At 70.2% G+C, this 12,590-nt stretch carries 11 protein-coding genes; 8 read left to right on the forward strand and 3 right to left on the reverse strand.

Annotated elements, in window-relative coordinates:
- Nucleotides 1–17 precede the first annotated feature (17 nt).
- Entirely contained in the window at nt 18–896 is an 879-nt protein-coding gene (locus tag ACIBQ6_RS04590) for a carbohydrate kinase family protein (protein ID WP_397210237.1), read from the forward strand.
- An 84-nt stretch (nt 897–980) separates the two neighbouring features.
- Nucleotides 981–1,547: a signal peptidase II gene (locus tag ACIBQ6_RS04595; RefSeq protein WP_397210239.1), complete on the forward strand. Its 567-nt coding sequence runs from the start codon at nt 981–983 to the stop codon at nt 1,545–1,547.
- A gap of 107 nt (nt 1,548–1,654) precedes the next feature.
- On the opposite strand, the gene ACIBQ6_RS04600 is transcribed toward ACIBQ6_RS04595, so the two are convergent.
- Together ACIBQ6_RS04600 and ACIBQ6_RS04605 are read right to left on the reverse strand one after the other, a co-directional pair.
- On the reverse strand, nt 1,655–2,125 hold the full coding sequence (locus tag ACIBQ6_RS04600) for a hypothetical protein (protein WP_397210365.1): 471 nt from the start codon (nt 2,123–2,125) through the stop codon (nt 1,655–1,657).
- Nucleotides 2,122–3,453 carry a PQQ-dependent sugar dehydrogenase gene (locus ACIBQ6_RS04605; protein WP_397210241.1) on the reverse strand — a complete coding sequence of 444 codons (1,332 nt, stop codon included), beginning with the start codon at nt 3,451–3,453 and terminating at the stop codon, nt 2,122–2,124. The genes ACIBQ6_RS04600 and ACIBQ6_RS04605 overlap by 4 nt, the downstream gene beginning before the upstream one ends.
- 256 nt (nt 3,454–3,709) lie before the next feature.
- Here ACIBQ6_RS04605 and ACIBQ6_RS04610 point away from each other — a divergent pair, with 256 nt between their 5' ends.
- From ACIBQ6_RS04610 to ACIBQ6_RS04635, 6 genes are all read left to right on the forward strand, one after another.
- Nucleotides 3,710–4,315 carry a TetR/AcrR family transcriptional regulator gene (locus tag ACIBQ6_RS04610; protein ID WP_364333638.1) on the forward strand — a complete coding sequence of 202 codons (606 nt, stop codon included), beginning with the start codon at nt 3,710–3,712 and terminating at the stop codon, nt 4,313–4,315.
- A 255-nt stretch (nt 4,316–4,570) separates the two neighbouring features.
- Nucleotides 4,571–5,893, forward strand: a complete 1,323-nt coding sequence (locus tag ACIBQ6_RS04615; RefSeq protein WP_397210242.1) for an MFS transporter — start codon at nt 4,571–4,573, stop codon at nt 5,891–5,893.
- A gap of 73 nt (nt 5,894–5,966) precedes the next feature.
- Nucleotides 5,967–6,881, forward strand: a complete 915-nt coding sequence (locus ACIBQ6_RS04620; RefSeq protein ID WP_397210244.1) for a sugar kinase — start codon at nt 5,967–5,969, stop codon at nt 6,879–6,881.
- A gap of 832 nt (nt 6,882–7,713) precedes the next feature.
- Nucleotides 7,714–8,334, forward strand: coding sequence for a bifunctional 4-hydroxy-2-oxoglutarate aldolase/2-dehydro-3-deoxy-phosphogluconate aldolase (locus ACIBQ6_RS04625; protein WP_397210246.1), 621 nt, complete (start codon nt 7,714–7,716; stop codon nt 8,332–8,334).
- Nucleotides 8,331–9,068: a FadR/GntR family transcriptional regulator gene (locus ACIBQ6_RS04630; RefSeq protein ID WP_397210248.1), complete on the forward strand. Its 738-nt coding sequence runs from the start codon at nt 8,331–8,333 to the stop codon at nt 9,066–9,068. The genes ACIBQ6_RS04625 and ACIBQ6_RS04630 overlap by 4 nt, the downstream gene beginning before the upstream one ends.
- On the forward strand, nt 9,065–9,970 hold the full coding sequence (locus ACIBQ6_RS04635; protein ID WP_397210250.1) for a D-isomer specific 2-hydroxyacid dehydrogenase family protein: 906 nt from the start codon (nt 9,065–9,067) through the stop codon (nt 9,968–9,970). Before ACIBQ6_RS04630 ends, ACIBQ6_RS04635 begins: the two co-directional genes overlap by 4 nt.
- Before the next feature lie 503 nt (nt 9,971–10,473).
- On the opposite strand, the gene ACIBQ6_RS04640 is transcribed toward ACIBQ6_RS04635, so the two are convergent.
- Nucleotides 10,474–12,474, reverse strand: a complete 2,001-nt coding sequence (locus ACIBQ6_RS04640; protein WP_397210252.1) for a protein kinase — start codon at nt 12,472–12,474, stop codon at nt 10,474–10,476.
- Nucleotides 12,475–12,590 lie beyond the last annotated feature (116 nt).

A 12,590-nucleotide genomic window follows, 5' to 3' on the forward strand; every position in this document is an offset into this window, starting at 1 on the left:
GAAAGGCCGACCCACCGATGACGCCTGACGTGCTGGTCCTCGGCGGCGCCGGGGTGGACACCACTGTCTACGTGCCCGCGCTGCCTCTGCCGTACCAGGACACCTACCACGTGCCGCCCGTCGTCGACCGCGTCGGGAACACCGGGGCCGGGGTCGCCCTCGGCTGCCACGCGCTCGGGCTCGGCGTCGCCTTCGCCGACCTCGTCGGCGACGACCCGCAGGGCGCGCTGATCAGGCACGCCCTGCGGGACATCGACTGCAGGTGGGGGGTGGCGCAGGCGGGCACCCGGCGCAGCGTGCTGCTCGTCGGCCCCGACGGGCGGCGCACCTCCCTGCACGACCCCAAGGTCACGCCGGGGGAGCGGCTGCCCCGCGAGCTGTACGCCGGTCCGCGGCCCAGGCATGCGCACATCTCGATCATGGACTTCTGCCGCCACGTCTACCCCGACCTCGACGGCGTCCCCATCTCCACCGACCTGCACGACTGGGACGGTGTCGCCGACTACCAGAAGGACTTCGCCTACGGCTCCGACCTGGTGTTCCTGTCGGCCACCGCGCTGGCCGACCCGGCGGCCACGATGCGCGACATCCTCGCCGAGGGGCGCGCCCACACGGTCGTCTGCACGCGGGGCGCGGACGGCTGCCTCGTCCTGACCCGCGACTCGGCCGACGTACGGGCCTTTCCCGCCGCGCCCCTGCCCGGCCCGGTGGCCGACAGCAACGGCGCGGGCGACGCCTTCGTCTCCGGCTTCCTGTACGGCCTGCTGAACGGCCGGACGCTCCCCGAGTGCGTCGCACTGGGCGCGGTCGCCGGTGCGCACGCGTGCACGGTCGAGGGCACCCACGAATCCCCGATCACCGAGAAAGTACTGCTCAGCAGGGCGACCCAGCTCTGAGTGAACGTGGCCGCTCCGGGTGGGCGTGGCCGTGACCAAGGTTCGGTAGATTCGGGGCGAGAAGCCATGGATTGTGAGGCAAGAGTGTCGGACGAACGCGGCCCGCAGGAGACCAGCCGGGGAAGGCGGCCTCGCGCGTGGATGATCGTGCTGGCCGCGGTGGTGCTCCTGGTCGATCAGGCGTCCAAGTTCTGGGCGCTGTCGGCTTTGTCCGGTGGTGAGGAGATCACCGTGATCCCGCGGCTGCTCTCGTTGCGGCTGCTGCTCAACTCCGGCGCCGCGTTCTCCCTGGGTGAGGGCGTGACCTGGGTGTTCGCGCTGGCCGCCGCCGGGGCGGTCGCCGGCATCCTGTACGCGTCCCGGCGGCTGCGTTCGCCGGCCTGGGGGGTGGTGCTGGGCGCGCTGCTCGGCGGGGCCACCTCCCACCTGCTCGACCGCCTCTTCCGCCCGCCCGCGTTCGCCCAGGGGCACGTGGTGGACTTCATCGACTACGGCGGGCTGTTCGTCGGCAACGTCGCCGACATCGCCCTGACGGGCGGGTGCGCGCTGCTGTTCCTGCTCAGCGTCCGCGGGATTCCGCTGGGGGACGCTCCCGGCGAGGAACGCCTGTCCTCGACGCCTTCGGCGTCCTCGGGGTCTTCGGCCGCCTGATCGAACGACCGGAGGCCGGGCAGCGGTGGACCGCCGCCCGGCCTCCACCACTACGCGGAGGCCATGCGCCTGACGGAGGCCCATGCGCTTGACGGAGGCCACGCGCCTTACGGAGGCCCATGCGCCTTACGGAGGCCACGCGCCTTACGGAGGCCACGCGCCTTGCGGAGGCCATGCGTGTGGCGGAGGAGACCGGCTGGCAGGAGGCGCTCACCGCAGCCCTGTGCAACGCCGGCGCCACGTACGCCGACCTGGCCGTGCTTCACGAGGCCGTCGATCATCTGGAACGAGCCCTCATGCTTCGCGAGGCCGTCGATCATCTGGAACGGGCCCTCATGCTTCGCGAGGCCATCGCCCATACCCAGGCCCAGGCCGTCAAACGGGGCAACCTCAGCTGCCTCTACCTGGAGGTGGGACGCCTCTACGACGCCGAGGGCAGTTTGAACCGCTCGCTGGCCCTGTGCCGCGAGCTGGAGCACCGGGCTGGTGAGGCGAACGGCCTGGCGATCATGGGCAAGGTCCTGCACGGCCCGGACCGGCTGCCCGAGGCCCGCGACACCCTCCTGCCCGCGGGTCACGATCGGGGCGTGACGTGCCAGATGGTGTTTCCTGCGTCGTCTGCGACCAGTAGGCGGCCGTTCTTGCCCGTGATCACTCCGACCGGCCGGCCGTACGTGGTGCTCTCGTCGGGGGCCGGTTTGAATCCGGTCAGGAAGTCCTGGGGCTTGGCACTGGGCATGCCGTTCTTGAAGGGGACGTACACGACCTTGTAGCCGACCGGATCGCCGCGGTTCCAGGAGCCGTGTTCGGTGATGAAGGCGCCGCCACGGTAGGCCTCGGGGAACGTGGGGCTCTCGGAGAAGGCCAAACCGAGGGGAGCCGTGTGAGCGCCGAGGGCGTAGTCGGGGCGGAGCGCACGAGCCACCGTCTCGGGACGCCGTGGCTGGACCCGCTCGTCTACGTGCTGCCCCCAATAACTCCACGGCCAGCCGTAGAAGTCACCAGGGCGTACACGTGTGAAGTAATCAGGTGCGGCATCGTCGCCCAGAAGATCGCGTTCGTTGACGACTGTCCAGAGTGTCCTGGACTGTGGTTCGAGGGCCAGGCCATTGGGGTTTCTGAGGCCGGAAGCCAGGATGCGCTCGCCGCTGCCGTCAGGGTTGATCTCCAGGATGGCGGCGCGCCGTCGTTCGGCATCCAGGCCATGTTCGCCCGCGTTGCTGGAGGAGCCAACCGTGACGTAGAGCTTGGTGCCGTCAGGGGCGGCGAACAGGTTACGGGTCCAGTGGTTGTTGTAGCCGCCGGCCGGCAGGTCGAGGATCTTCTTCCCAGCGGCCGTGACCCGGGTCTCGCCCAGCTTGTACGGAAATCGCCAGACGCCGTCCGTGCCCGCGACGTAGAAGGCCGCCTGGGTGCCATTCGGAGCCGCCGGGCCGAGCGAGTACGGGGCGGACGCGGCCAGCAGCGCCATCCCGAACGGCTGGTTGAGGTTCTCCAAGAACACGCTGCGGAAGTCGGCCACGCCGTCGCCGTCGGTGTCGCGCAGCAGCGTGATCCGGTTGGCGCTGCGTTCGGTGGTCGAGCCGTCGTTGCGACGCAGCCAGTAGAACAGCCCCATGATCGGGGACTCCGGGTCCTTGGGCAGGGTGGCCGACTCGGCCACGAGCACATCCCCGTTGGGCAACTCGTAGAGCCAGCGGGGATGCTCCAACTCGCCCGCGAACCGCGTGACCATGAAGCCGGCCGGTGCCTTCGGCGCTCTGCCGGAGGGCCAGCCGACCACGTCGGGGGCGTTGACCTTGGGGATGGGGAACGTCTCGCGTTCCCCGAGCTGGGGGTCGGAGCCCAGGTGGGCGGCTGTCTGCGGGGCTCCGCCCCGGTTCACCGCGTAGGCCGCGCCGGCCACCGCGAGGACCATGAGCAGGAGCAGCACAAGCAGGGCTCGCATCAGGATCCGGCGTCTTGGGCGGCGCGGGGCCGTCGCCGGCGCTGTCACTTCGGATGTCGTGGACACGGGGTGTCTCCCAGTGAGCGGCTGACCATGGATGGATGACTGGACGGCACGTAAGAGCGGCAGCCGAGGATGCTCTCTCCTCGGATAAGCTGTCCGGAGTTAACGGCCGTTAGATTTCTAACATGTGTTAAGCGCGAGGTCAATTCTGATGCTCACCCGTCACAAGATCCTGGAAGCCGGCCTGGAGGTCCTCGAGGCGGACGGCGCTCACGGGATCAGCATGCGTAAGCTGGCCAAACGTCTCGATGTGACGGCGACGGCGATCTATCACTACTTCGACGGGCGCGAGTCGCTGCTGGAGGCCATCGTGGACGAGGTGTGCAGCAAGATCGTCTCTCAGGCCCCTCGTGAAGGGGGATGGAAGGATCAGCTTCGCGGGCTCATGGCCTCGATGGTCAGGCAGTCGCTGGAGCATCCCCGAGCCTCGGTCTGGTCCATCACCACATACGCCCGGCGCGCGCCCGTGATGAGCCTCCACGAGGCCATCTTCGGGATCCTCTTGGATGCGGGCTTCCCTCCTGACCAGGCGGATCATGTGAAGGGGGCGGTGCTGCGCGTGTGCGTCGGGCATCTCGTCCTGCACGAGGCCGCCGCGCGGGACTGGACCGAGCTGCCCGCCGACAGGTATCCCCACTATCACGCGGTCGAGGCCGCCCGCCTGCGGGCCGATCAGGTCGAACACTTCAAGTTCGCGCTCGACGCCGTCCTCGCCGGGTTGCCCGACCCCAGCGATGAAGGTGAATCCCCTGCTTGACGGCCTTTCAGTCATGCCCTTGCCCGATGTGGCCGCCCAGTGAAGCCGGTAGCCGCACGAGTTAACGAGTGTTAGAGTTCTGCTCGGCTCCGCATCCAGCCGGGCGGAGTCACGGGGGCGTCCCGAAGAGGGGAGGCGTGACCATGGCCGGAGGTTTCCCGCTGGGGGAGGAGGCCGGAGGTGGTTCGAGGCGCGGGCGCGGGGTAAGGCAACCGTTGGCGCGGACGCGGCCCAGGAACGCCTTCGAGGTGCAGCGTGACCGAGAGCAGCAGCGGATTAACGACCGCCGAGCACAGAGCCCAGGTGCGCAAGGCCGCGACGGCCAGCGTGGTCGGCACCGCCATCGAGTGGTACGACTTCTTCCTCTACAACACGGCCGCCGCTGTGGTCTTCGCCGAGGTCTTCTTCCCGAAGTCCACGCCGTACGCGGGCACGCTCGCGGCCTTCGCGACCAACGCCGTGGGCTTCGCGGCCCGGCCCGTGGGTGCGGCGATCTTCGGGCATTGGGGCGACCGCATCGGCAGGAAGGCGACCCTCATCGTCACCCTTCTGACGATGGGCGTGGCCAGTGCGCTCATCGGCGTGCTGCCGGGCACCGACAGCATCGGCATCGCCGCGCCGATCATCCTGGTGGTCCTGCGCGTCCTGCAGGGCATCGCGGTGGGCGGCGAGTGGAGCGGGTCGGTGCTGCTGTCGATGGAGTGGGGCGACCAGCGCAGGCGCGGGCTCATGGCGAGCTGGCCGCAGGTGGGCGTGCCCATCGGGCTGATCCTCGGCACCGGCGCGATGTCGCTGCTGGCCGCCACGACGGGCGACACCTTCAAGGACTGGGGGTGGCGGGTGCCGTTCGTGGCCAGCTTGGCGCTGGTGGCGGTCGGCCTATGGGTGCGGCTGAAGGTGCTGGAGACCCCGATGTTCGCGCGGGTGCTGGAACGGCGGCAGGTGGTCAGGCTCCCGGTCGTCGAGGTGCTGCGCAGGCATCCGAAGGAGGTGGTGCTCAGCGCGTTGCTGCGTGTGTCGGAGCAGATGCCGTTCTACCTCTACACGACGTTCGCCATCACGTACGTGACCCAGCAGCTCGGCCTGTCCCGGACGGTCGCGCTGTCGGCGGTGACGTGCGCGGCGGCGGTGGAGTTGATCGCGATCCCGTTCTTCGGGCACCTGAGCGACCGTGTCGGCCGCCGGCTCGTCTACGCGACCGGCGCAGCGCTGTTGGCAGTGGTGGCGTTCCCGTACTTCGTGCTGCTCAACACCGGCGTCGTGCTGGTGGTCTTCCTGACGATCATGATCACGCAGATCCAGCACGCCATGGAGTACGGCCCGCAGGCCTCGCTCATCGCCGAGAGCTTCCCGACCAGCCTCAGGTACGGCGGCGCGGGTCTCGGCTATCAGCTCGCCTCGATCATCGCCGGCGGCCCCGCGCCGCTGATCGCGACATGGTTGTTGCACGACTACGGCTGGCAGGCGATAGCGATCTTCATGATCGTCGGTGCGGTGGTCGGGTTCGCCGCCGCGCTGGCTCTGCCCGACCGATCCAGGATCGACATCTCCCAGCCCTCCTCCTACGAGACGACCTGAATGATCCTTCTCTTGTCCTTCATGACGTGATAGCACCGTTGACGGATCCGGAACGACAGGAGATGGGCGAGTCATGAGCGTCGTGGTGTGCGGTGAGGCCATGCTTCTGATGCTGGCCGAGCCCGGTATCCCGTTGGAGCGTGCCACGGTGTTCCGTCGCTCCATCGCGGGTGCGGAGTCGAACGTGGCCGCGGGGCTTGCCAGACTGGGCCATGACGTGCGCTGGCTCGGCCGGGTCGGCGCTGACCCGGCGGGCCGGGCGGTCCTTTCCATGCTCAGAGCCGAGGGTGTCGACACCCGGCACGCGGTCATCGACCCCGATGCGCCGACCGGTCTGCTGGTGCGCGACAGCCATCCCTTCCGGGCCATCGACGTGCAGTACTACCGTTCCGGGGCCGCCGCGTCCAGGTTGAGGCCGGACGAGCTGACCCTGGAGATGGTGAACGGGGCGAAGATCGTCCACGTCACGGGCATCACTCCGATGTTGTCGGATTCCGCACACCTGGCGACCCTGCGGCTGCTGGAGCTGGCCGGGCAGGCCGGAGCGCTCGTCTCCATCGACCCGAACATCCGATACAAGCTGGGCGAACCCGCGGCGTGGCGCGAGCGGGTGGCGCCGCTCCTGTCCAGGGCGGACGTGGTGCTGGCCGGTGAGGACGAACTCGACCTGCTCCACGTCGACCCGGCGACGCTGCCCGGCCTCACCGTGGTCAAGCACCGGGACAAGTCCGCCACGTGCGCAGGGCTGCGGCAGGAGGCGTTCACGGTGCCGGTGGCCGATCCCGTGGGAGCAGGGGACGGCTTCGCCGCCGGGTTCCTGTCGGGGATGTTGCGCGGTGAGTCGTACGAGGTGTGCCTGCGCGAGGCGGCGGCAGTGGCGGCACTCGTCGTCCAGTGCGCCGCCGACACCGACGGCCTTCCGGATCGGCCGGGCCTGGATCGTGCCTTGGCCGCCTTCACCGGGCACGCCGAGACGGTCCATCGATAGCCCGCCAACCAGCCGAAGATTCTCCGCCGCCAAGAGCGCGATCACTGCCGAAGAACCGCCACTGCTGATCACTGATTCATCGAAGTCGTTCTGCTACCAACCACGAGCCTGTCGAAGGCGGTCGAGTACGGAGCTCGAGGCCGTCCACGCCGGAGGTTCGTGACGCTGATGTCGGTCTGCTGATGATGTACATGGCGACGGGGGCCTGCGCTAACTGGCCTCTCGCGCCGCATGAGCCCGTTGAGGACGAGCGAACGTGAATTGCGAGTCTGCTGGAGGGGTTTGTCCGGATGGGTGAGGCCGCCATGTCGGTCGCCTCGATGAACGGGGAATCCGAAGACGGTATGCCGAAGCCGGAGAGCCTGTGGAGGGCTGCTGGTTCGAAGAGCGTGCATGCGGAAAGCGGCCATCGAAGGATGCGGGCCTCGGGCGAAGGGACCTGTTACGGGTTGAGGCGACTGAAGGACATTTCGACGGTGGACCGGCAAGTGCGGTGGAGGCGGGTTCACCTGAAGGTGGCCATGCGAGAGGCGGTCCGGTCGTGGGGTGACGAGGTCGGGGCTGGGGCGGTCATGTGAGAGGCGGTCCGTCCGGGAGCCGACGATTTCTGGCGGAGGCGGGCATGCGTGAGGCGGTCCGGTCGTGGGGTGACGAGGTCGGAGCTGAGGTGGGCATGCGAGAAATGAGTCCGTCCATGAGCTGACGAGGTCGGGATGAAGGCGGTTCGGGGGGAGGCGGGCCGGGCGTCGGGTGGCCAGGCGGGGATCGTGCGTCACCACGGAGGGCGGCTCGCCGTAGCTGTTCGCTGGTGAGGAAACCAAGGAAGGAAGTCATGTACCGCTGGGAGATCGTCCAGGCTGTCACAGAGCAACGCGTGTTCGGCATCGTCAGGGCCGCCACGCCCGAGGCGGCCCTGACGTCGGCCGAGGCCGTGCTGGATGCCGGGTTGCGTGCCGTCGAGGTCGCGCTCACCACGCCCCGCGCCCTCAGCGCCGTGGCGAGGCTCACCGAGCAGCGGCCCCACGCGCTGGTCGGGGCGGGGACCGTCCTCGACCCGGCCGCTGCCAGGGCCGCCGTGGAGGCCGGCGCGCGCTTCCTGGTCTCACCCAGCCTGCACCCTGAGGTGATCCGCGCCGGGCACCGCTACGGCGTGCCGGTCTTCCCGGGCGTGGCGACCCCGACCGAGATCGTTCGTGCCCTGGAAGAGGGGGCGGACGCAGTCAAGATCTTTCCAGCGTCGGGCGTTTCACCCGCCTGGCTGCGCGACGTGCGGGCTGCCCTTCCGCAGGCGCCGGCGATCCCCACCGGCGGCGTGACCGTGGACGATGCGCCCGAGTGGATCGCGGCCGGCGCCGTGGCCTGCGGCATGGGATCGGCGCTGACTTCGGGCGGCCCAGGTGCCGCGGTTGAACGGGTTGCGGCGCTGCTGGCCGGGCTGGCGGGGGCCCGATGAGCGTGGAGACACTACGCGGCCTGCACGGGCAGGTGCTCGACGCGGTCGGCAGGTCGCTGGCGGCCGGGGAGATCCGTGCGGGGCAGGTGTTGCGCCTGGAGGACGTCCAGGAGCGGTACGGGGTCTCCCGGACCGTCGCACGCGAGGCCGTCCGCGTGCTGGAGTCGAAGCGCGTGGTCACCAGCCGTCCTCGTGTCGGGGTCACCGTACGGCCGATGAGCGCCTGGAACCTCTATGATCCCCAGGTGATCCGCTGGCGGCTGGCCTCGCCGGGGCGTGAGGCGCAGCTGCGTGAGCTGGCCGAGCTGCGCGCCGCGGTCGAGCCTGCCGCCGCCGCGCTCGCCGCGTCCAGGCCTGACCTCCGTGTGCCGGACGAGCTCGCCACCCATGCCCGTGCCATGGACGCCGCCGCTCGTAAGGGTGACAGCCAGGCCTACGTCACGGCAGACGCCGCTTTCCACCGGGTGCTGCTGACCGCGTCGTGCAACGGCATGTTCGCCCAGCTCGCCGAGGTGACCGAAGTGCTGCTCGAAGCCAGACGCGAGCTGCTGCTCCTGCCCGAACGCCTGGAGACCACCGCCATCGGACTCCACCACGAGATCGCCGAAGCGGTTGCCGCCGGGCGGGCTGCCGAGGCGGCGCAGGCCGCCGCGGACATCGTCGGACGGGCCCGCGACGAGGTCGAGCAGATCCTGGCAGACAGCCGCGAGCACGTCACGGAGGTACCCCGATGAGCGTCGCCGTCCACGTCGGCCCGGAGCCGGTCCCCATGTTGGTCGACGCCGTACGGCGGTCGGGCGGCAGCGTCGTGCCGCTGGAGGAGGCCGAGGCGATCGTCTACTACGGGCGCGGCGGCCCCGAGGAGCTGCGGTCCATGATCCATGACGGCATCCGGTGGGTGCAGCTGCCCGCGGCGGGAGTCGAGCGGTACGCCGAGGCAGGAGTGATCACTGAGGAGCCCGTCTTCACCGCCGCCACCGGCTCCTACGGTGTGCCCGTCGCCGAGCACGCGCTCGCGCTCATGCTGGCCGCGGCCCGCGACCTGCCCCGGCTGGCCAGGGCCACCGAGTGGGGGAGGAACGAGTCGAGGGAGTTCGCCGGCTCGACGGTCGCGATCATCGGCTGTGGAGGCATCGGGCGGGCGCTCATCAGGATGCTGGAGCCGTTCGGCTGTCCGGTGATCGCGGTCACCGACAGCGGCCGGGCGCCCGGTGCGCACCGGATACTGCCTCGTGCCCGTTATCGGGAGGCGCTGCCGGAGGCCGCGTACGTCGTGCTCGCCGCTGCGACCACGCCGAGCACCAAGGGCATGATCGGTGCTCCTGAGCTTGACCTGATGCGTACGGACGCCTGGCTGGTCAACATCGCCCGGGGTGCGCTCGTCGTGACCGAGGACCTGGTGACGGCGCTGCGTGAGGGACGGATCGGTGGTGCCGCGCTGGACGTCACCGACCCGGAGCCGCTGCCGTCCGGGCACCCGTTGTGGCACATGGACAACGTCCTGATCACGCCGCACACGGCGAACCCGCCGTCGTCCTACTGGCGCGGCCTGGCCGAACGTGTGGCCGCGAACGTGCGCCACTTCGCCGACGGCGCCCCGATGGAAGGGGTGGTGTCGCCGGAGCAGGGGTTCTGAGGGGGAAGAGCCCTGGGAATCATCGGAACGGGGGAGTGCCCTTGTCGCGAGCCGTGCCTTCTTGTCCGGAGTCCTGCCTTTTCGAGTGACGCCGCCGTCACACCGCCGCCAGACCATGGCCCTGATGGAGAGGGCTTGGCGTGGGGGCTAGCTGGTCGGTGCGAGGTGGTGAGGGGTGGCGATCCAGGGCGGCGTTTTGCCGGGATGTGAGGGTTGGTTCTCGGTTAGCCCATGGCTACTTGGGCTCTGGGTCAGTCTGAGTCGCTGGTTAGCTCGGGGCTGCTCGGGCTCTGGGGCTTATGCCTGGGTAGGGGGTTAGCCCTGGGCTGGTTGTGTTCTGGCGTTCAGGTCTGAGTTTCTGGTTTGCCCCGGGCTACTCGGGCTCCGGGGCTTATGTCTGAGTGGCTGGTTAACCCTGAACTGGTTGTGCTCTGGCGCTTATGTCTGAGTGGCTGGTTGACCCCGAACTGGTTGTGCTCTGGCGCTTGGGTCTGAGTCGCTGGTTAGCTCAGGGCTACTCGGGCTCCGGCGCTCAGGCCTGAGTCGTGTACTTCGAGGCCCGCCGGCTCGGCGCTCTTCGGCAGGTCGAACACCAGCGTGCCGGTGAAGGACTGGCTCGGGGCGATGCGGACCGGGGTGATCTCCGTACCGCTCTTGTCCAGGAGCTTGCTGCCGCCGTGCAGGGCCTCGTCCTCGTCGATCAGCTTCTGCTGGCCGGGGTAGAGGACGCGGGCGTCGGGGCCGACGTTGTTCACCTTCACCGTGACCTGACAGGTGCGGCGGGAGGCGGACTTCGCTGGTTTGGGGCACTTTGTGCCGGTTACCGCGAACTTCAGCTTTCCGTCCTGTACCGGGCCCTCCTCGCCTATGGCGGGGGAGCGGAAGATCCAGGCCAGGGTGGCCAGGACCACCACGAACAGGACGATCACGATCACCAGCGCGGTCATGCAGCCGGTGAACACGCCGCGCTTGCGGCGCGGAGGCGAGTACCCGGGCAGCGGTCCCTGGCCCGTGGTGTGCGGAGGTAGGGGGGCCTGGCCGGTGGTCTGGTGGTGGGGGAGCGGGATGTTCCCGGTCCGGTCCACGGGAGGCGGCATCTGCGGCGCGCGAGGTGCCGGGTGCTCCGTGGGGGCGGGCATGGGCGGGCGAGGGCCCGTGCGTTCGGCAGGGGAGGGCATCTGCGGCGGACGCGGTCCGGTGCGCTCGGCGGGCGACGGCATGGGGGACTGCTGCCCAGGGTGCTCCATGCCCGAAGGCATGGGGGGCCGCTGCCCCATGTGCTCTGCGGGGGCGGCGGCGGGCATGGGCGGGCGGGGGCCGGTGCGTTCGGCTGGGGAGGGGGCGTGCGGTGGACGCGGGCCCGTGCGCTCGGCGGAAGGCGGCATCGCGGAGCCCGCCCCCGTGCGTTCGGGTGCGGGTGGCATGGGGGAGCGGGACCCCGTCCGGTCGGGGGACGGGGGCATCGGGGGGCGAGAACCCGACGCGGAGCGCATCGGAGGGCGGGGGCCCGTGCGTTCCGCAGGTGAGGGCAGATGGGGGGAGCCCGTGCGTTCGGCGGGTGAGGGCGGGTGCGGGGGGCCGGTGCGTTCGGCGGGTGGGGGCATGTGGCCGAGGGGGCGGAACTCCGAGGGGTTCCAGGCGTTCGTCAGGTGTTCGGTGGCCGCCAGCTGGGCTGCGGGCTCGTCGGCCGCGCCGACCAGTTCCAGCAGGAGCTGTTTGGCCGCGGGCCGGCGCGCCGGGTCGGGGTGGATGGCCGCGGCGACCAGCCGGTCCAGGGGGGCGGGCAGGCCGCGCAGGTCCGGCGGCGCGGTACGGGCCCGCGCCGCCATCACGTACGCGTCCCCCTCGCCGAACGGATGTCCGCCGAGACCCGCGTACGCGATCAGCGAGCCCCAGGCGAACACGTCGCCGGCGGGGCTGGTGTGCCCCTCGAAGACCTGCTCGGGAGCGATCCAGCCGGGCGTGCCCATCACCATGCCGGCGTTCGTGTGCCGGGACTCGACGTGCGTGGAGCGCGCCAAGCCGAAGTCGATCACTCGCGGCCCGGCCAGCGTCAGCATGACGTTGGCCGGCTTGAGGTCGCGGTGGACCAGCCCCGCGGCGTGGATGGCGGTCAGCGCCGCCGCCACGCCCACGGCCGCCGAGTGCAGCACCGACGGCGGCAGCGCGCCGTGCTCGATCAGCTGGTCTTCCAGCGAGATGCCGTCGATGTACTCGGTGACCAGGTAGAGCACCCCGCGGTCCTCGCCGTGGTCGAGCACCCGCGCGGTGCAGAACGAGGCCACCTTGCGCGCGTTGGACACCTCTTCGTGGAAACGCGCCCGGTAGACCGGGTCGGCCGTGAAGTCACGCCTGATGGCCTTGAGCGCCACCTTGACCCCGTCGGCGCCCCTGGCGAGGTAGACGGTGCCCATGCCCCCCGAGCCGAGACGGCTCAACAGCTCGTAGGGGCCGATCGCCGGCGGATCCTCAGGCTTCAGCGGAGTGCCTGCCGAGCGCCCCACGGTCGCCGTCCTCTCGCCGTCGTCATCCCGTCGCAAACCGAACCGTTTCTTCCGCCGGTACGCCTTTTTCCACCCCAGACTCTAACGGAGAAGCCGCCGCCCGGTGGCGACGAAGC

The organism is Nonomuraea sp. NPDC049655 (genome assembly GCF_044465465.1).
GTDB lineage: Bacteria > Actinomycetota > Actinomycetes > Streptosporangiales > Streptosporangiaceae > Nonomuraea.